The sequence below is a fragment of the Frankia sp. Mgl5 genome, from assembly GCF_023242985.1.
GTDB lineage: Bacteria > Actinomycetota > Actinomycetes > Frankiales > Frankiaceae > Parafrankia > Parafrankia soli.
In genome coordinates, this window is the sequence record NZ_JALKFY010000010.1 from 12,430 (window position 1) to 31,110 (window position 18,681).

14 protein-coding genes and 2 pseudogenes are annotated in these 18,681 nt (G+C 68.1%); 6 read left to right on the forward strand and 10 right to left on the reverse strand.

Annotated features, from left to right (window positions below; genetic code table 11):
- The first annotated feature begins 168 nt into the window (after positions 1 to 168).
- Complete coding sequence (locus MXD62_RS07065) at positions 169 to 1,446, forward strand: ABC transporter ATP-binding protein (RefSeq protein ID WP_248828613.1); 1,278 nt, start codon at positions 169 to 171, stop codon at positions 1,444 to 1,446.
- Between the two features lie 13 nt (positions 1,447 to 1,459).
- On the opposite strand, the gene MXD62_RS07070 is transcribed toward MXD62_RS07065, so the two are convergent.
- From MXD62_RS07070 to MXD62_RS07085, 4 genes are all read right to left on the reverse strand, one after another.
- Positions 1,460 to 2,269 (reverse strand): hypothetical protein, encoded by an 810-nt coding sequence (locus MXD62_RS07070; RefSeq protein ID WP_248828614.1) that lies wholly within the window; start codon positions 2,267 to 2,269, stop codon positions 1,460 to 1,462.
- A complete protein-coding gene (locus MXD62_RS07075; RefSeq protein ID WP_248828615.1) occupies positions 2,266 to 4,668 on the reverse strand; it encodes a hypothetical protein in 2,403 nt (800 codons plus the stop codon). Before MXD62_RS07075 ends, MXD62_RS07070 begins: the two co-directional genes overlap by 4 nt.
- Positions 4,665 to 5,486 carry a hypothetical protein gene (locus tag MXD62_RS07080; protein ID WP_248828616.1) on the reverse strand — a complete coding sequence of 274 codons (822 nt, stop codon included), beginning with the start codon at positions 5,484 to 5,486 and terminating at the stop codon, positions 4,665 to 4,667. The genes MXD62_RS07075 and MXD62_RS07080 overlap by 4 nt, the downstream gene beginning before the upstream one ends.
- A gap of 207 nt (positions 5,487 to 5,693) precedes the next feature.
- Positions 5,694 to 6,647 (reverse strand): helix-turn-helix transcriptional regulator, encoded by a 954-nt coding sequence (locus MXD62_RS07085; RefSeq protein ID WP_248828617.1) that lies wholly within the window; start codon positions 6,645 to 6,647, stop codon positions 5,694 to 5,696.
- A 97-nt stretch (positions 6,648 to 6,744) separates the two neighbouring features.
- On the opposite strand from MXD62_RS07085, the gene MXD62_RS07090 reads away from it, so the two are divergent.
- Entirely contained in the window at positions 6,745 to 8,274 is a 1,530-nt protein-coding gene (locus MXD62_RS07090) for an MFS transporter (protein WP_248828618.1), read from the forward strand.
- A gap of 66 nt (positions 8,275 to 8,340) precedes the next feature.
- On the opposite strand, the gene MXD62_RS07095 is transcribed toward MXD62_RS07090, so the two are convergent.
- Positions 8,341 to 10,707: a LuxR C-terminal-related transcriptional regulator gene (locus MXD62_RS07095; protein WP_248828619.1), complete on the reverse strand. Its 2,367-nt coding sequence runs from the start codon at positions 10,705 to 10,707 to the stop codon at positions 8,341 to 8,343.
- Positions 10,708 to 10,933: 226 nt separating this feature from the next.
- On the opposite strand from MXD62_RS07095, the pseudogene MXD62_RS07100 reads away from it, so the two are divergent.
- Both MXD62_RS07100 and MXD62_RS07105 read left to right on the forward strand, forming a co-directional pair.
- A pseudogene (locus tag MXD62_RS07100) lies at positions 10,934 to 12,034 on the forward strand (hypothetical protein).
- 114 nt (positions 12,035 to 12,148) lie between these two features.
- Complete coding sequence (locus MXD62_RS07105) at positions 12,149 to 13,237, forward strand: lipocalin family protein (RefSeq protein ID WP_308301207.1); 1,089 nt, start codon at positions 12,149 to 12,151, stop codon at positions 13,235 to 13,237.
- Positions 13,238 to 13,319: 82 nt separating this feature from the next.
- Here MXD62_RS07105 and MXD62_RS07110 read toward each other — a convergent pair whose 3' ends face one another.
- Complete coding sequence (locus MXD62_RS07110) at positions 13,320 to 13,952, reverse strand: bifunctional 2-polyprenyl-6-hydroxyphenol methylase/3-demethylubiquinol 3-O-methyltransferase UbiG (RefSeq protein WP_248828622.1); 633 nt, start codon at positions 13,950 to 13,952, stop codon at positions 13,320 to 13,322.
- 189 nt (positions 13,953 to 14,141) lie between these two features.
- On the opposite strand from MXD62_RS07110, the gene MXD62_RS07115 reads away from it, so the two are divergent.
- Entirely contained in the window at positions 14,142 to 14,684 is a 543-nt protein-coding gene (locus MXD62_RS07115) for an adenylate kinase (protein ID WP_248828623.1), read from the forward strand.
- A 488-nt stretch (positions 14,685 to 15,172) separates the two neighbouring features.
- Here the strand turns inward: MXD62_RS07115 and MXD62_RS07120 are convergent, their stop codons facing one another.
- Positions 15,173 to 15,379, reverse strand: a complete 207-nt coding sequence (locus MXD62_RS07120; protein WP_018502733.1) for a cold-shock protein — start codon at positions 15,377 to 15,379, stop codon at positions 15,173 to 15,175.
- Between the two features lie 302 nt (positions 15,380 to 15,681).
- On the opposite strand from MXD62_RS07120, the gene MXD62_RS07125 reads away from it, so the two are divergent.
- Positions 15,682 to 15,867 carry an AlpA family transcriptional regulator gene (locus tag MXD62_RS07125; protein WP_248828624.1) on the forward strand — a complete coding sequence of 62 codons (186 nt, stop codon included), beginning with the start codon at positions 15,682 to 15,684 and terminating at the stop codon, positions 15,865 to 15,867.
- Positions 15,868 to 16,114: 247 nt separating this feature from the next.
- Here the strand turns inward: MXD62_RS07125 and MXD62_RS07130 are convergent, their stop codons facing one another.
- From MXD62_RS07130 to MXD62_RS07140, 3 genes and pseudogenes are all read right to left on the reverse strand, one after another.
- Entirely contained in the window at positions 16,115 to 16,795 is a 681-nt protein-coding gene (locus MXD62_RS07130; protein WP_248828625.1) for a DUF4232 domain-containing protein, read from the reverse strand.
- Between the two features lie 124 nt (positions 16,796 to 16,919).
- Positions 16,920 to 17,567, reverse strand: a complete 648-nt coding sequence (locus MXD62_RS07135; RefSeq protein WP_248828626.1) for a hemerythrin domain-containing protein — start codon at positions 17,565 to 17,567, stop codon at positions 16,920 to 16,922.
- 53 nt (positions 17,568 to 17,620) lie between these two features.
- Positions 17,621 to 18,681: pseudogene (locus MXD62_RS07140) on the reverse strand (transcriptional regulator); the annotation flags it as partial.

Here is an 18,681-nt window from a genome sequence, read left to right on the forward strand (position 1 = left end):
CGGCGCCATGACGCGGGCATCGGGAACTCCCTCTCCCGAATGCCCGCCACGGCCGGTCGGGCGCCGCACGCACACCCGTCCGACGCGTCCGGAATTCCGGGCACGGAATTCCGCACGTCGGGGCGGCTGACACGTCCGGCACAGGTGCCGCAGGGAAGAGGGAGCCCCATGTCCACGATCGAGTTCCGCGACGTCACGCTCACCTACGATGTCCGGCCGATACTCGACAACCTCAGCCTCGTGATCGGGGACGGCGAGTTCCTCGTCCTCGTCGGTCCCTCCGGCAGCGGCAAGACGACGGCGCTGCGGATCGTCGCCGGCCTGCTCGCGCCCACCGCGGGCCAGGTCCTCGTCGGCGGCCGGGACGTCACCCGGGTGGCGCCGGCCGACCGTGACCTCGCGATGGTCTTCCAGAGCTACGCTCTGTACCCGCACATGACCGTGCGTCGCAACATGGAGTTCGGCCTGAAGCTCGCCGGGGTCGACCGGCGGGAACGCGACAGCAGGGTGGCCGCCGCGGCCGAGACGCTCGGCCTGACCGAGCTCCTCGACCGGCGGCCGCGGGCGCTGTCCGGCGGCCAGCGCCAGCGTGTCGCGATGGGGCGTGCGCTCGTCCGTCAGCCGCGGGCGTTCCTGATGGACGAGCCGCTGTCGAACCTGGACGCCAAGCTGCGGGTGCGGGTCCGCGCGGAGATCGCTCGCATCCAGCGCTCGCTGGGCACCACCACGCTCTACGTGACCCACGACCAGACCGAGGCGATGACGATGGCCGACCGGGTCGCCGTCCTGCACGACGGGCGGCTGCAGCAGGTCGGCACGCCCGATGACCTGTTCAACCGCCCGGCGAACGTCTTCGTCGCCGCGTTCATCGGCAGCCCGCCGGCCAACCTCGTCCCCGGCCGGCTGGTCGCCCAAGACGACGCCGTCGCGCTGCGCGTCGGCGACCAGACCCTCACGCTGCCCGCGGACCTGACAGCATTACTGGCCCTCTCGAACAGTGCCGAGGTGATCGTCGGTGTCCGCCCCCACGACGTCGAGACTGAACTGCCGTCAGACCCGGCCCTGATAATCGACATCGATGTCGACCTGGTGGAGCGGTTGGGAACCGAGACACTCGCCCACGGTCAGATGACTGCGGGCATACTCGCCGGTGCCGCCGCCCGGGCGGCGAGCCTGCTGACGGCCACCGACGGCGAGCCTTCCGGGGCGGCGCCCGAGGTGGATTCGGACAGGCAGACGTTCACAGCCGCACTGAACCCACGTATCGATGTCACTGTCCGTGGGAAGCTGCGACTTTACGTCAGGGCCGAGCGACTGCACCTGTTCGATGCCGAGACCGGCACGGCTCTGGCTACACCCCGCAGTCTCGCCACCACCCGACTCCGGGAGAGAGCCTGCGAAGTGGACGGACTGTGCGCAACTCCGGGTCAGGAGGTCGCCGAGTAGTGGTGAATACCGATCAGTCGATCGGTACCCTCGGCTCGGTCAGAGACGGAAGACCGGCCCATTTCAGGAGCCGCGAAAGTGCGGACTCGTAGCCTTCGAAAAGGGCCATCAGGTCGATATCTGTGCTACTCATCCCCCGGATCGCCTCCTCGATCGCCTTGTAGAGTTCCTTGTCCTTCTGTTCACGGGCCTGGGCGAGCGAGGAGATGATCTTTGCGCCGTTCTGCGGATTGGCGGCAAGATCCACGAGGAAGTTCCCGATGAAGGGTGGTGGCGTAGTCTCTCCGTCGTCGATTCCTATCTCGCGGAGGAGGTCTCTCCATTTCCCGATCAGATCCCGGTAGTTTTTCACAGTCCGTCCCGCCTGCGCATGGCTGGCCGCCTCGCTGAACTGCTCCCTCCACAACTTCTGCTGCTCGGCGCGTACGGCCTCGTCCGACTCGACACGCGCCCTGACCCGCAGGCTCAGGGTCGAGTCGGGGCGATCCAACGAGAAGTGCTCGAGAGCACGGTTGAGGCAGGTCTCGGCCTCGGTTGCCTGCTCGGGAGAAATAAGAACAAGGTGGGCGCGTGAAATATCGTCAATCTGAATCCATGTCTGTGTTCTGAATTCGCCGATCCTGCGGCAGAATGCCCCCCATCGTCGTCTGCTGTCCGTCCACTCGCAACGAACAGTAACGGTGAAATCATAAGAATTCCCGGCCGCCGGGACACGTAGTATCTCCTCGTCCATGAAGGTGTGGGGCCTTCCGAGGCCGGTGGGACCACGCTGCAACAAGAGCACTGTGCTGTTGGTGTTCTTTGGCCAGCCGTTGACTGTCACTGAGCTGCTCCTGTGGTCAATGCGCGACCCAGAATTTCCTGGGCGCGCGGTCGTGTATCAGACCATTCGTTCCTCCACTGCCTGCTGTTGAAGAGGAGTCGACGGCGAATAGTCCGGTCTTTGGCCAGATCGCCTATGAGGCGATCCGCGGCAACGCTCCAGCTGGTCCCGAGCTCGTCGTCGTACTCATCGAGGTTCTCCAACCACGAGCGCAGGGTGCGCCATGCGCGACCGCTGAGGCCGGGCATCGTCAGCGCAAGCTTCCACAGTTTCAGGAGGATCTCGTGATCTTCGGAACCCCGGCCCGTCCGCTGGATCAGTCTGGCGCTGACACTTTCCGGTCCTCGATCGCCTGTGAGAAGTAGCAGCGTGCGCACGGCGTGCACCGGGATTGCCGCCCGAAGGCGCACCCCTTCGACGTCGCGTTGTGCCGCTATCGTATGGAAACGATCGATCCGGGAAACCCAACTACTCAGTAGACTCCAGACCTCGTCGATCCCACCAGCTGCCGCGACCGCATAGACGACAGCGGCCGCAGCGCGGCCACCGGTCGACTCGGGGAGCCTGACCTCTCGACTGACAAAATCCAGAGCTTCCGTGGTTCGTCGACCACCTAGTTCCGTCGAGTAGACGCGCAGAGCGGCCTGGCGGGAGGTGCGAGCGCCCTGACTCCATTCACGTACCAGGCGCCACGCGTCATCGGCGGTCTGTGTGTTGTCCACCATCATCTCAACGGCCCATGCGGCGGACCGCAGCGACCATACCCTCCCGTACTCAACCCAACGATTGATGTATTGCGTTGTAACAAGCTCGAAATCGAAACGGGCAAGGTACCCCAGGGCTTGAGCCGAGCGCATTCGGATCAAGGTGTCATCGAAGTTCTCGTCGACCGCGGCAGTAGACTCGGTGAGCCATTCCAGGACATCTTTTCGTGCCAGGTGGTGCTCCAGCCAGAAGGCTTCGAGGACCGCTCCGGCCATAGCGGGATCGCGGAAACGAACGTGCGGAGAAGCCGGCTTCTCGGAGTTGTCTGCCCCTGCAGGTTCGCCTGGTGTGCCCGGAGGGGAAAGCTCGGGATCATCTGTGAGAACGATTGTTGCCTGTGCCCAGGACAAGAGGGTAGCTGTGTCCTCGGAGAACGCGCGGCCAGTTCTGGACTGCAACGGATGCCCGAGACACAGCCGGGTCGCCAGGTCTCGGGCAGCTTCCGTTACGATCTCGACGCGGGTCTCGTTGAAGACAGCGAGCGCTAGCAGGAATGCGCGGCGAAACAACCGTCGTGCCTCATAGTGGCGAACGCCGTCTTCCGTTGTGTTCTCGACCGGTTCGGCCAGTCGGCTTGCAGCAGTCAGCACGGCTTGTTCATGAAGATACTCACCGACGTCCTTCTCTTCGAGAAGTGCATGAGCGGCTCGCTCTGAGATCTTGGCGATGGCCTTCATGTCGGCTGCGGCAACGGCATCGCGAAGGTCTTGCTTCATCTCGCCGACCGAGGCGGCCTGATTATATGCTCGAAGTCTGGCGGAGGCATGTTTCCGGAAAACCTTGATCCGGTCGGGCATCAGGTGTAAAGAAATTCCGTCCGGCGCCTGAAACTGTGTTTCAAAGTCGGCCTCCGAAGTCAAGATCAAAATAAAATGAGCGTTGATCTTCGCTGTGATCGAACGGAGGTGGTCGATTACTTGTTCCGTGTGATCCGGGTGGAAGCTGGCTCCATCGAGTACGTACCCGTGGCCACTCTTAAGATCTTCGGCGTGGAGGTCGGAGGGATTCGTCCTGTGGTCGAGCTGAATAATGGAATTACCTGGCGAGACGGCATCTAGTGCCAACAGGCTGAGTGCCGTACGTCCTGAGCCGGCTGGCCCGCTCAGGGCTGCCGCGAAGTTCTTTTTCAGTAGATTGACCAGGCAGTCGAGGCTGGTCTCGCCCGTGGCCAGTGTGGTGGAAACGAAGACCTCGCGGAGACTTAGGATCCGCTGCCTGGTCACGTTCAGGCCGAAGAGTTGGCGGCGACTGTCGCTGTTGATGTTTATGACGCCATTATTTGGTCCGACGGTGACGGCGTCGTCGCCCACTGTTATGGAGCCGAGATTGCGGAGGTCCTCGGCAGCGAATGTGGCAGCCAGTCGGCCGTCGATGCTGTTACGGCCCTGGGCCGCCTGCTCGCGGAGCCGCAGCTGCGCCTCGATGCTGTCGTCGATTCGCTCGCTTTGTTTTTTCTGATCGTCCTTTTCGGCGGGCTCGGTCGACGTCTCGTCGGGTGTCGCCGACTTTTCGGCCCTGGGAAGATCTTCGTTCGGACCCGCTGTATCGCTGTGCTCGGCCCGACGGTTGGCTGCGTCTCCCGGACCTGCCGAGTCGGAGTGACCTGCCGCTGCGGAACCAGCCTCTCCAGTCATCGTTTGCCCAGATCAATGTGCCCGTGGTTGTTTCCGATGACGATGGCGTGGTCTCCGGTTCCGATTGAACCGTGGTTCACCCAGCCGTTCCGTTGGTCGGACGACGTGGTTATCGGGGTCTCCTGGGCGGTGGAGGAACTCTCCTCGCGCCCTCCCGTGGTGTCGCGATTCTTCTGTTCGTGTTCCGAGCTGTACTCCGGATCCGGTAGCGTGAATCCAGAAGGGGGGTGAATCTGACCGTGGTTCCACAGTGAAGTCCAGACCCTCAGGCCTGATGAGTGCTCGGGTCGACTGAGAGCGAAGGGGACGAACTTTTCCAGGTCGAGACCTCGATTCTCCTCGTCGAGGACCTCATCGTGCATCTCCGGCGAAAGAAGCTCGAAAACCGTCGCCTCCGGAGCTGCCTGCGTAAGAAGCTGAACGGCGCCCGCTTCGATGATCCTTGTTGTTCGGTCCAGCGCGGGGCCAACCCAGTGCGACCCCTCGATGCGCAGGCGACCAGTAGCTGCGACGAAGATCAGACGGAGCGTTCCGAGAGCATTGCGTGACCGGTTTCGCTCGGTAATGATATAGTCGAGTTCCCTCGGGAGGTCGGTTGCGAGGACGGCCGTACTGACGTCGCTGGTGAAAAGTGCCCTCAGGCGGCTTTCGTCTTCTCGAGGCGGCTCGGCGGGTGAGATCCCAATCTGGTTACAGGCCGCGCTGAATGTTTCACGAAGACCGCGTTTGAGGTCGATCTGGCTGGTGCTCCGTCGCCTGTCATACGCATCGATACCGATCCGTATGACAGAGAAGTGCGTCGAACTCGCTGCCCTCATGGCTCCCCCTGTGTCCTTGTGCGGGGATGATCCTGCAGACGGACAGCTAGGTGGGAGTAGGTAGATTTACGAGATTCCGCGTATTCCGTTAGGTGGCGAGAGTCACGGGTGGACGGGTATGGGGCTTACCGGGTGAGAGTGTCTGGATACATTAAAAATGTCAGATTCAGTACGAAACGTCGCCGCCTGCCTGCTGCGGCATCTGGTTCAGTGGTGGTGCTGGGGGGCGGTCGCCTCGGGGTGGTCGCGGAGCCAGGCGATGTTGGCCCGGCTCTCGTCGTCGACCGGGGTGTAGATGACCATCCGGGTGCCGGGCAGGGCTGTGAGATCCAGGTTCGTGGAGCGGGTCGCGACGTCCCCGACCGCCGGATAGTGGAACACCTTGTCGCAGGGCCGCGGCGGGGCCACGTCGTGCGTCGCCCACAGCCGGGCGAACTCGGCGCTCGCCGCGCACAGCCGCTGGACGAACTCCTGCCAGCCCGGGTCGTCCATGTGCTGGCTGTACCGGTACCGGAAGATCGCGACGTGCTCGGGTGCCTGTTCGTCCAGGTTCACCAGCGGGTTGCAGCAGGGCGGGGTCGTGAACGCGAACCAGATCGAGTTCCGCGTGGCGGCGGAGGCGTTCACGAGGATGGGGAAGAGCAAAGCATAGGTGGCGTTCCAGCTCAGCAGGTCGGAACGCGCGTTGGTCAAGCACGCGGGCAGCGGATCAAGGCTGTCGAGGATCATGCGCATGTCCTGCGGCAGAACCGGCGCCTCGTCGGTGGCGGGCTGCGGCCCGGGCGTGTCGGCCAGCCGGTAGAGGTGCTCGCGCTCGGCGGCGTCGAGCCGCAGCGTGCGCGCCACCGCGTCCAGCACCTGCGGGCTGGCGTTGATCGGACGGCCCTGCTCCAGCCAGGTGTACCAGGTGACGCCCACGCCCGCGAGCTGGGCGACCTCCTCCCTGCGCAGGCCCGGTGTGCGGCGGCGGGGCCCCGGCGGCATGCCGACCTCGTCGGGGGTGATGCGCTCCCGCCGGCTGCGCAGGAACGAGGCCAGCTCCGGCCGGCGCCGCCCGTCCCGTGAGCCGGCCGTCGTCCGCGGGCCGGCCGTCGTCGGGCCCGCCAGCGCCGGGCGTACGTTACGGACCGCCGCGGCCGGAAGGGCATGGGACTGCGTCATCGTCACGGCCACCAGCTTGTCCGCTGTGTGGCGCCGGTGCCAGGTGCTGTGAGTACCAGTATCGACAGGCTCTCGTTACCAGTATCCGGACCGCCCCATGCTGAGACTCATGGTCGAAGCAACACACACCTCTCGGACGCGGGCACCACATCCCGCCACTGAGCGCCCGGCGGCCGGCGGAGCCCTGCTGGCCGTCATCCTCCTCGGCCAGTTCATGGCCATCCTGGACGTCAGCATCGTCAACGTGGCGCTGCCGACGCTGCGGACGGATCTGGACGTCTCCGGCGCCGGGCTACAGCTCATCGTCGCCGGCTACGTCCTCTCCTACGCGGTTCTGCTGATCACCGGTGCGCGGCTGGGCGGCATGCTCGGGCACCGGCGCGTGTTCAACCTGGGGCTCGCCGGGTTCACCGTGGCCTCGCTCGCCTGCGGCCTGGCGCCCGGGACGTCCTCGCTGATCGCCTTCCGTTTCCTGCAGGGGGTCAGTGCCGCGCTGATGACCCCGCAGGTCATGAGCCTGATCCAGCGGAACTTCGCCGGTGCGGCGCGGATGCGGGCCCTCGGCTACTTCTCCGCGGTGATCGCGGGTGGTGTCGTCGTCGGCCAGGCCGCCGGCGGCCTGCTCGTCAGCGCGAACCTGTTCGACGCCGGGTGGCGGACGGTCTTCCTGGTGAACGTGCCGATCGGGCTGGTGCTGCTCGCCGTCGGCCCGCGTGTCATGCCCGCCGACGAAGGGCGACCGGGGACCGACCTCGACATTCCGGGCCTGCTCGTCCTCAGCGCGGCGGTGCTGCTCTTCGTGATGCCGCTGATCCTCGGTCACGAGCTGGGCTGGCCGGCCTGGACGGCCGTGTCGCTGGCGGCGAGTGTCGTCCTGTTCGTGGTCTTCGTCCTGGTGGAGCGGGGCGTCGCGGCCCGCGGGCGACGTCCGTTGATCTCGGGACGGGTGCTGCGCGCGCCCGGGTTGCTGCCCGCCGCCGGCACGCTGCTGCTCGGGCCGGCGTCGTGGGCCGGGTTCCTGTTCACCACCACCCTGCACCTGCAGGGCGACCTGGGGATGAGCCCGCTGCGCTCCGGGCTGGCGTTCGTCCCGTGCGTCGTCGCGTTCGCCGCGGTCGGGCTGAGCTGGCAGCGCCTGCCGTCCAGCTGGCACGCGAACCTGATCCCGGTCGGGCTGGTGTTCGCCGCCGTCTCGTATCTGTTCCTCGGGCCGCTGGCCGGCGGCGGCGCGCGCTACGAGATCCTCACCGCGCTGATCGGCCTGGGACTCGGCGTGATGTCGATCATCATCTCGGTGACGCTCGAACACGTCCCGGTCGAGGACGCGGCCGACGCCAGCGGCCTGCTGCTGACCCTGATGCAGCTCGGCCAGGTCATCGGCATCGCCACGGTCGGCACGGTGTTCCTGACCACCGCCGCCGACGGCGGCTCGACCCGCGACGCGGAGTACAGCACCGGCTGGGCGCTCGCGGCGGTCGCGTTCGTCGCGGCGGCGAGTGCCCTCCTGCTCGCCCGGCGTCGCGGGCGGCAGCTGAGAGTGGTCGTTCCCGTCCAGGTACACGACGTCGATCCGGATCGTGCGGATCAGGTGATCGTGGCCGCTCCCACAGTGCCGACCGGCGTCTGACCCGCGGCCGTCCCCAGCCGGCCCGCGCGTGGCCCGCCCGCCCCGTGGCCGGGTGGGCCTGCCGGTCTATCCGGTGGCCCCGGCCGGCTGGTCGGCGATCCAGGCCGCGATCCGGGAGCGGGAGGTGAACCCGAGCTTGTTCAGTATCTGCTGGACGTGCGTCTCGGCCGTGCGGGGGGAGATCACCAGGGTCGCCGCGATCTCCTTGTTGCTCAGCCCCCGCGCGACCAGGTCCGCGACCTGGCGTTCCCGTTTCGTCAACCGACAGCCCGGATCCCGCCCGGCGGCGCCGGCCGGCGAGGCGGAGTACGACCCCTTCGTCGCGCGGGCGCAGGCGTCCTCGGAGGAGAGGGCGGCGCCCTGCGCCCAGGCGGCGTCGAAGGACCGCCTGCCGAGCGCCTTGCGGGACCTGACCTCACAGCGCCGGCGGAACCTGAACAGGGCGGGCAGCGCGACGGTCGAGGTGCCCATCCGCTCCCAGAGCCGGTCCGCCGCGCCGAGCAGGACGGCGGCTGTGGCGCACTCACCGAGGCTGGTCTCGATCCAGGCCAGCGTCTCCAGGCACAGCGCGAAGCCCAGATGGTCGGGCCGGCTGGTGAGCGCCGCGCGCGCGACGGCCAGGGCCCGCTCGGGGTCGCCGGTACGCCAGGTGGCAATGGCGTAGGCCCACTCCGCGTACGAGCGGAGCCGGTGGTCGTTGCGGAGCTCCGCGATGGCGACCCATTCGGCGTGGTACCGCCGGGTCGCCTCCGGGGTGGCGCTGAGCGCCGCTGCCAGGGTGAGCAGAGCCAGGGTCTCCTGCTCGCGGTTGAGGTCACCGTCGCGGCGGAACTGGGCCAGCGCCTGCTCGAGGGCGTCGACCGCGCCGGGTTTGTCCGCATACATTGCGTCGAGCCCGGCGAGCTGCGTGATGAGCGCCGCCTCGGATGTGTCGAGGCCCGTCGCGACCAGCTCGGTGCCATGCTCGAGCATCCGTCCCGCGGCCGGGAGGTCGCCCTGCAGGATCGCCAGCCACCCGGCTGTGTGTACGGCCCTGACCTGGTCGCGGGGGGCGTTGCCGGTGTGGCCGAGGGTGCGGGCCAGCCAGAAACGGCCCTCGGCGAACCGTCCGTCGGCCACCCAGTAGCGGTGCAGCGACCGGGCCAGTGCCAGACCGTCGGTGGTCTCACCCGCGCTGGAGCAGTACTCCAGCGCGAGCTGGAGGTTGGCATGATCGAGACGTAGGCGGCTGAGCCACGACTGCTGCCCGGGCCCGGTCCACTCCTGGTCGGCCCGCGCGGCGAGATCGGCGTACCAGTCACGGTGCCGGCGTCGCATCGCCTGCCACCCGCCGCTTTCCTCGAGCTTCTCCTGCCCGTACTGCCGCAGCATCTCCAACAGGAGGAAACGGCCGCGTTCCGCGCCGGGTTCGTACGTGAGAACTGACTTGTCGACCAGGGAGAAGATCAGATCCAGCAGGGGCTCGGCGAAACGCTCGTCCCCACATATCCCCTCGGCGGCGTCGAGCTCGAAACCGCCGGCGAACACCGACAGATGGGTCCACAGGAGCTGCTCCTGTGGTGTGCAGAGATCGAAGCTCCAGTCGACGCAGGTACGCAGTGTGCGTTGACGATCGGCGACGCGCCGGCCGTCATGGCGCAGGATCTCCGTGTCCGCGCTGAGACGGGCCAGGATCTCGGCGGGCGGTAGCGCCCGGGTCTTGACCGCGGCGAGCTCGATGGCGAGGGGGATCCCGTCCAGCCGGCGGCAGATCTCGCCGACCGCGGCCCGGTTGTCCTCGGTGAGCTCGAAGTCCGGGCGGACCGAGCGGGCCCGCTCGCGGAACAGTGTCGTCGCGTCGGAAGCGGCGTGCCGGCGCGCGTCGTGCCCGTCGGGTACCGGGAACGGAGAGACCATGTAGACCGTCTCACCGGCGACCCGCAGCGACTCCCGACTCGTCGCCAGGACGTGCAGATTGGGGCAGGCGCCCAGCAGGATGTCGGTCAGTTCGGCGCAGGCGTCCACCAGATGCTCGCAGTTGTCCAGTAACAGCAGAACGCGTCTCGACGCGATGTGATCGGTCAGCGTCGCCAGAAGCTGGTCGGCTCCCCTCGGCGGGCACCCGAGAGTGGCGGCGACGGTGTGCCCGAGCAGGCGTGGGTCGCGTAGTTGGGCCAGCTCGATGAACCAGGCTCCGCCCGGGTACGCCCGCCGGGCCTCGGTCGCGGTGCGTAACGCCAGCCGGGTCTTGCCCACTCCGCCGACACCCGTCACCGTGACCAGCCGAACATCGCCGAGTAGCCGTCTGAGATCCGCGCATTCGGTCCGTCGTCCGACGAAGCTTGTTCGTTCTGCCGGCATCCGCTCGTTCAGGGACCGCAGCTCGTCCAGGGACCGCAGCTCGTCCAGGGACCGCAGCTCGTTCAGGGGCCGCAGCGGCGTTGGCGCGGGCATGGATCATCTTTGGCCGCCGCGGTGGGGGTCGTCAAGGCACTACGTAGTACGGACGGTCCCCGTACCCGCCTGCGTAGTTCCGCTGAGGATTCCCGGCGGTCAGGCATCGATGCTGTTCCGGCACACCACCACGGGCACACCGGTGGGGGACCGGCAGGAGCGGGCCGCCGGTCTACCGGTTCTGCCGATCTGACGGCGCGAGCCCGCGTACGCCGAAAGGGACTACATGCTCACGCCGTTTGACGACTATCCGGTTCACCAGACCGCATTGCCTGTCGCGCACGCGGGCGGTGGCCATCCCGATCACTACGACCGGTTCTGGTTCAACGGCTACGACGAGTAGATGTATTTCGCGCTCGCGTTCGGTCTCTATCCCAATCGTGGGATTATCGACGCCGCCTTCAGTGTGGTTCACGACGGTGTGCAGCGGTCGGTGTTCGCGTCGGGGCGCATCCCGTTGGACCGGACCCGGACGAGCATCGGCCCGATCTCGGTGGAGATCGTCGAGCCGCTTCGGGTCAACCGCATCCTGGTCGACGCCGCGGAACACGGGCTGGTCGCCGACCTCACCGCCACCGCCCGTACGCCGGCTCACGAGGAGCCGCGGGCCACGCAGTATGACGGGACCGAGCTTCGCACCGACTCCACCCGGGCCACCCAGATGGTGACCTGGACCGGTCAGCTCGCATCCGGCGGCCAGGACATCCGGGTGAACGACGGGACCTACGGCACGAAGGACCGCTCCTGGGGAATTCGTGGGGTGGGTGAACGTACGCCGGCCGCACCGCGCACCGCTCTGCCGCAGGTGTTCTTCCTGTGGGCGCCGCTGAACTTCGCCGACGAGTGCCTGCACTACGTGGTGATGGAGAACGAGGCGGGGCAGCCCTGGCTGGAGCGCACCGCGGTGCTGCCCGTGCTCGGCGAGGAATCACCGCTCTTCGGACCGGACACGGGCATCCGGTGGTTGCGCGGGGTCCGGCACGAGGTGCGCTGGGCGCCGGGCCTGCGGCGCTCCGCCGGAGCGTCACTGCTCCTCGCCCCGGGCGAGACCGTGGAGCTGGAGCCACTGCAGACCTTCCGGATGAAGGGCGTCGGCTACCTGCACCCCACATGGGGACACGGCCGATGGCACGACGAACTGGCCGTGGGTGGCGAGACCTTCAAGGTGGCGGAACTGGACACCATTGCTCCCGACTGTGTGCACGTTCAGCAGGTCGTACGCGCGGTCTGGGGTGACCGAATCGGACTCGGCGTGCTGGAGCAGCTCGTCATCGGACCCTACGAACCCGGTGGATTCCGCGGCATGCTCGACGGCGCGCCGGAATGATCCATCGATGCCCCAGTCCACACCGTCCACGATCACACCCCCAAAGGAGACCGCAGAATGAGATTCATCCCTGACCGCTTACGCATCGGGAGACGGCGCCGAAGTCCGCTGCTGGTGGGATTCGTCGCCGCTGCCTCGTCACTTCTCCTGCTCGCCGTGGGTGCGCCCGGCGCGTCCGCCGTCACGCTGGGGCCGGTCTCCCTGCCGGGCGACGAGGCGCCGCACCGTGACGCATCGATGGAGTGGTGGTACTTCACCGGGCATCTGCAGGGCAAGGACATCTTCGGGAAATCCCATGAGTATGGGTTCGAGATGACCATGATTCGTATGGATGCGCTGGGGACCGAGCCGGTCACGGCGATCTGGAACGGGCATCTCGCGATCAGCGACATCACCCGCCAGACCCTCAAGCAGGACGAGGCGACCTACGCACTCCTGCCTGACGTCGTTCCGGCCGGTGGTGGCTTCAACAACACCGTCGGCCTGTATCACATGGATGGCAAGAACGGCGTCAACCATCTTTCGGGCGGCTTCGCGGACCTCAGCTACGCGGGCATCAACCTCACCCTCCGTCAGACACAGCCGGCGGCGCTGCACGGGAATGCCGGAGTCATTCCCTACGGGCCGTTCGGTCAGTCCGGCTACTACTCCCAGACGAACCTCAAGGCGAGCGGAACGCTCCTGGACCACGGTGTGCCCGTGAACGTCACCGGCACCGCCTGGCAGGACCACCAGTGGGGTGACTTCACTGCTGGTCCGGGAGGCTGGGAATGGTTCAGTATCCAGCTCGACGACAACACGCAGTACATGCTCTACTTCATCCACAATGCCAACAACCAGCTTGTTGAGACGGTCGGCACCCGGGTGAACGCCGACGGCACCACCACGAACCTCGCCCCCGGTACCATCTCCTCGACGCCGCTGGGTAGCTGGACGAGCCCACACACGGGCATCACCTACCAACAGAAATGGTCGATCAACGTTCCTGGCGGATCATTGACGATCACACCCCAGCTCGCCGACCAGGAGCTGTACAACCCGCTTGTTCCGCAGGGTTCGTACTGGGAGGGCACCTCGACCGTGACCGGCACCATAAACGGTGCGAACATCACCGGTAAGGCGTACGCCGAGCTGACTCCGTCCATCACGCTTCCGACCCGCGGATCTGTGTGGCAGGGAATCCTGGACGCGCTCAACCTCTGACCACACCCAGAGAGACGATGTCGCCACCGTCGCAGAAGCGGCGGTGGCGACATCCTTGATTCCGGGCCGAGACGACCGGTGCTCAGAGCCGGGTGATGGTGGCCAGCCAGGACGGGATCGCGCTCGGCCCGATGGTGATCTCGATCTCGGCCGGTTCGACGGAGTCGACCCGCCAGCCGTCGGCGAAACCGGCTCGGATCTCCTGCTGGCTGACCCGGCGTGGCCCGGTCTCCCCGGGAACCTGATCATTGAAGCAGAGCATGAAATAGCGGCCGCCGCTGGCGATCGTGGCCCCGAGGGCCACGATGAAACGGGCACGGTCGTCGTCGGTGAAGACGTGGAACAGGCCGCAGTCGAGCACCGTGTCGAACCTCTCGTCGAGGGCGACCAGCTCCAGCGCGTCCCAGACCAGGAACCGAGCCGAGATGCCCCGGTCGGCCGCTTTGGCGTCGGCACGGGCGATGGCTGCCGCGGCGGTGTCGACGCCGGTGGCCTCCAGGCCGCGACCGGCGGCCATCAGAGTGTGTTCCCCGGTGCCGCAGCCGACGTCGAGCACCCGGCCGCGGATCAGCCCCGCCTCGGCGAGGGCCTCGAACGCAGGCTGGGGGCGGCCGATGTCCCAGGGCGGTGTCCCCTGGTAGAACGCGTCGAAGTCAGCTGGATGTCGCGGCCGCAGCGGAATGGGCACGCCGTCCGGACCGTTCGCGATGGCCATGCGCAGCGGTCCTCCTCGGTGTTCGGGAGCGGTGCTCGTGCGCCTGGACGGCGACGATGGTCACTGTGAATAACCGATCCATCGCTCCTGGCGTCCACCAGACTACGGCGCTTGCCCCGGGAGCACCCGCTGGCCGCAGCTGTCCAGGGCGGCCGCGCGCCGGTCCAGGGCCGGATTAAGATCATCGCTGTGCGCAGGGTACTGGTGGTGGGGGCGTCCGGGGCCGGGAAGTCGACACTCGCCCGAAACGTGGCGGAAAGCCTGAAAGTGCCACACGTCGAGCTCGACGCGCTGTACCACGGCCCGGGCTGGGTGCCCCGCCCCGCCTTCCGGGCCGACGTCGACGAGATCACCGGCGCCCCCGGCTGGATCGTCGACGGCAACTACGCGGCCGTGCGCGAGCTCCTGTGGGCCCGGGCGGACACGGTCGTCTGGTTGGACCTGCCGCGCTGGCTGGTCGAATGGCAGGTCGTGACGAGGACGGCCCGCCGGATCGTGTGTCGGACCACGCTGTGGAACGGCAACCGGGAACGCTGGCGTGAGCTGCCGCGGGCCTCGCATCCGATCCGCTGGGGGTGGCGCAAGCATGGTGAGTACCGGACGCGCTACGGCGCCCGCTTCGCGGATCCGCTCAACGGCGGGAAGGAGCTGGTCCGGCTGCGCAGCCGCCGGGAGGTCCGCCGCTGGGTCGCCGCACTGCCACCGGCGCCCCTCGACCGGACTGCACGATGAGACCTGAATCCCGAAACAGACCTGGCTCCTGGGACGAAACAGACCGAGCCCCTGGGACCTTGTGGGTCCCAGGGGCTCGGTCTTCAGGAGTCAGCGACATATTTGATCACAACAGCCCCGCGGGTACACGGGCGCGGCCGCGTCGGCCCATGATTGGCCGACCTACTCCCGAACCGACCGCTGGCGATCGGCGGCAGTAGTCCCCGCGCAGTAGTTCCCGCGGTCTGTACGTGAACTGTCTGCCCAAGTCAGAGGTACCGCCGGACTGTTGGGTATGCCCACCAACTATGTCAAACGCACGAATCCTCGCGCGCCCCCGCGTCCGAAAACCGCACTTCACGGACAGCAGGGTTGAATACGTTCAAGTCTTGAAATGATCTCGATGGCGACGTGGGCCGGTTGCCACGCAGCTACGCGATCGGGCTTGTCGGACCCCTACAAAAGCTGAGGTTCTAGCCCCAAGACGAGCTGGCTTCTATCTACTTGTGCTAGCTGAGGGGCTGCACCTTGGCGGCCTGCGGCCCCTTCTGCCCCTGCTCGATGTCGAAGGAGACGCGCTGCCCCTCTTCGAGCGACTTGTAGCCGTCACCCACGATGGACGAGAAGTGGGCGAAGACGTCGGGCCCTCCGCCGTCCACTGAGATGAAGCCGAAGCCCTTCTCGGCGTTGAACCACTTGACAGTACCTTCTGACACGGTCGCTCCTCGCTCGCTTGCTGCGGTACACCCACGTGGTGTCCCGAATCTGCGCGGTGATCTCCAACTTCTGATCACCGATGATGCCATCCTGAAGGTGACCGGCGGCACCCAAATAGAAGAGCAACGGATCCACCGTACACCTTGATCGCGAGTGTGTCGCCTGCGGCCGATCGCGGACAGGAAGCGGCCGGCGGGTCGTGTGCTCCGTGCGTGGCCGGATGCGACCGGGTGGGCGTCGGACCCGCGCACGCCCGGATGACCGTCACCGCGCCTGTGGGGCATACGCGTAGCATGCTGTTGTGACAGCCGATGACCTGTGGAGTACCGCGGACATCGCCCGTCGGCTGGGCATCTCGGCGGATCGTGCCCGGCGGCTGTGCGCTCGTGATGATTTTCCCGAGCCGGTCCGGTCCGTGCCCTTTTTCGACCTGTGGCGGGCCGGCGACGTCGAGGCCTGGCTCCTGGAGGGCCGGTCCACGGACTGACCGTCCCGGCACCGTCATCGCCCCCGAACACGGGCCACACGAGGGCTACACGGCACACCGCGACGTCGACACACGCCAACCCGGCTCAGATGGGTCAGAGGATCGCGTTCGGCTGAATCCGCGCAGGACGGATAAGTCATTACCAGCTGACAACACCAGCTGACAACACCAGATGACAACCAAGCCTTGAAACGTGAAAAACGCGGGCCGCGTGCCCGAGGGCCAGCGGCGTCCACCTGGGAAGGCTTCAGGCGCCCGGCTCGAGCGCGGAGATGTACGTGCCGGGGTGCGTGGCGCCGTCCTGCCGCAGGACGGGTCCGCGCGTCCACGGGACCGACAGCGAGTCCCGCTCGTCCGGAGGGGTCAGGACGAGGGTGACCGGATCGAAGACAGGGTTGCCGGTGCCGTCGTTGGGGTCGGGGCCGGGGTCGGTCGGCAGGTAGGTCAGCGTCGCGTGTGCCCGCTCGCCGGGCGCCAGGACGACCCGCGTGGGATTGACGAGGGTGGACCGTACGAGGTCCCAGGTGTCTCCGGTCGCCGACCGCAGCTGCGCGCCGGGGTGCCCGTACAGGGCACAGTCGGCCGTGGAACGGTTGGCGAAGATCACGTGAAGCTGTTGCTGGCCTGTGCCTTCCGCGGGCGCCGCGTCCAGCGGCGCGGCGAGTCCCGCCGCCGTGCACCGCGCGACCGCGGCGGACGGCTCCGCGCCGTCCCGCGGATCGGCCCCGGCAGCCGCGCCGGACTCGCCCGATCCGACCGACCCGCCGGGCGAGACCGCGGCCCCGGGCGAGACCCTGGCGCCGGGTGAGATCGTGGGGGAGCCCGCCGTCGTGCCGGCCGAATCGCCGCACGACGCGGGAAGGATGGCCGCGACCAGCACGAGACCGATCGTCCACCTGCGGTGCACCACACCTGACGGCCGTCGCACACGTCCTCCATGACGATCGAGGCCCCCGCGCCGGCACCGTCTCACGTGCGGACAGACGGCGTCGATCCAGAGTCGCGACGCCGACACCGTGCGCCGTTCCCGGCCGGGCCGGGCCGGGCCGGGATCAGACGCCCAGCAGAGCGTGCTCGTCGGCGCCGTAGAGGAGCTCGAAGCGACGCTGGTAGGACGGCCACCAGAAGCGGTTGAACAGAAAACGCGGGATGGGCGGAACGGTCGCGAGGGCGGCCGTACGCAGCTCCTTGTGCGCGCCGCTCGAGAACCACCCGAAGACCGCGGGCGCGCGCCGCCGGCCGATCTCGGCGAGTGCCTGCCGGCCGATCTCCTCCATCTCGGCCAGGGTCAGATGGTCGAGCATCAGCGGGAGGACGACCGTGTCCTCGTGGTCCAGGTGCGCGTTGATCAGGTCGTGCAGCGCCTCGAGAACCTGAGCCCGCTCGGTGAGCGCGACGGCGGTGTCGGCGGCCGCGGCCAGCAGCGGGTCGACCGACTCGTGCTCGGCGGCGAGAGCGTCGAGCTCGCCGGCCGCCTCCGGCGCGCGCAGGCGCAGCAGCGGCCAGAGGTCCCGGTCCTCGCCGGTGTGGTGGCTGTGTAGGACGCCGGTGGTCAGCGCGATCTGCTCCTCGATCAGCGCGGCGTGCTCGGCGTCCCGCGGGGCGCGGGCGACCCGGGCCAGCCGGCCGAACTCCCGGCGCATCCCGGCGTGCGCGATGACGAAACCAGCCAGGTCATCCATGATCAGTGCGCGGGCCATCGAGGTTCCCTCCCGTTTTCCTTCGGATGGGACTCAGCGTGGCGGTTGCCGCTTTACGGGCACTTGGCAAGCGCTTGGTGCGCTCTTGCCGCCCAGTAGGGGGAGTCGTTCGCCTCGAGCAGGGCGAGCGCCGCGGTCAGGTGTTCCCGGGCGGCCATGTGGTCACCGAGCGCCAGGTAGGCCTCGCCCAGGTGGCTGTCGACGGCCCCGACGACCGCTGTGCAGGTGCCCAGGCTCGCCAGCTCGCCCGAGTGCGGCCGCAGGTGGGCGATGTCCTCCTCGACGGTGTCCAGCACGCCGAGGGCCACCGCGGCGTTCAGCCGCATGACGACCGCGCTGAGCCAGGTGTAGTCGCGCGGCGGCAGCCGCATCTCGGCGAGCGCGGCGCGTCCCGCCTCGGGGCGCCCGGCGGCGGCGAGGGCCAGCGCCAGCGACCCGCGCAGGGCCTCGATGCCGGTGGAGGCCAGCGAGCGGGCCAGCGTGTCGGCCAGCCGGGCCAGCGTGCCGGCCTGGAGGGCCCGGTCGATGACGTTCGCGACGAACGAGCTCTCGACCCCGTTCTGCGCGGCCAGCCCGAGGCGCCCGACGGCGGCGGTCGCCACGTCCGCGGACTCCTCGAGCTCGCCCGAGAAGGCCAGCAGCGCCGCCCGCATGATCGCCGCCTGGTAGGCGAGGGTCGGCGAGCCGAGCCGGGTGATCATCGTGTCCGCTTCGTCCAGCGCGGCCCGCGCCCGCGCGACGTGGCCGAAGCGGACCAGGTCGTCGACAAGAGTGAGGTGGGCGCCGACCAGCAGCTCCGACGGTGCCGACGGCAGGGACGCCAACTCACGTGCGCAGGCGCGCCGGTGCTCGGCGTAGTCGACCCCGGTCACGGTGAGGCTGCGCAGGTGCAGGACCCGCGGCAGCAGCGCAGGGTCGTCGGCGACGTCCCGCGCCGCGGCCACGGCCAGTGAGCCGGCCCGCTCGGCCTCGACCATCCGTCCGACGTGGGATTCGAGCACCGCGAGGCAGCCGACGGCCAGCGCCCGGTCGCGGCCGGGGGGCGGCCGCCCCCCCCCCCCCCCCCCCCCCGCGCGGGGGAGCCCCCCCCGGGGGGGGGCCGGGGGGGACCGGG

Excerpts from the sequence above, each read along its gene's own strand:
- MXD62_RS07135 (WP_248828626.1), bottom strand. The coding sequence starts at position 17,567 with ATGGCCCGCGCACTGATCATGGATGACCTGGCTGGTTTCGTCATCGCG.
- MXD62_RS07110 (WP_248828622.1), bottom strand. The coding sequence starts at position 13,952 with ATGGCCATCGCGAACGGTCCGGACGGCGTGCCCATTCCGCTGCGGCCG.
- MXD62_RS07065 (WP_248828613.1), top strand. The coding sequence starts at position 169 with ATGTCCACGATCGAGTTCCGCGACGTCACGCTCACCTACGATGTCCGG.
- MXD62_RS07095 (WP_248828619.1), bottom strand. The coding sequence starts at position 10,707 with ATGCCCGCGCCAACGCCGCTGCGGCCCCTGAACGAGCTGCGGTCCCTG.
- MXD62_RS07090 (WP_248828618.1), top strand. The coding sequence starts at position 6,745 with ATGCTGAGACTCATGGTCGAAGCAACACACACCTCTCGGACGCGGGCA.
- MXD62_RS07075 (WP_248828615.1), bottom strand. The coding sequence starts at position 4,668 with ATGACTGGAGAGGCTGGTTCCGCAGCGGCAGGTCACTCCGACTCGGCA.
- MXD62_RS07080 (WP_248828616.1), bottom strand. The coding sequence starts at position 5,486 with ATGAGGGCAGCGAGTTCGACGCACTTCTCTGTCATACGGATCGGTATC.
- MXD62_RS07085 (WP_248828617.1), bottom strand. The coding sequence starts at position 6,647 with ATGACGCAGTCCCATGCCCTTCCGGCCGCGGCGGTCCGTAACGTACGC.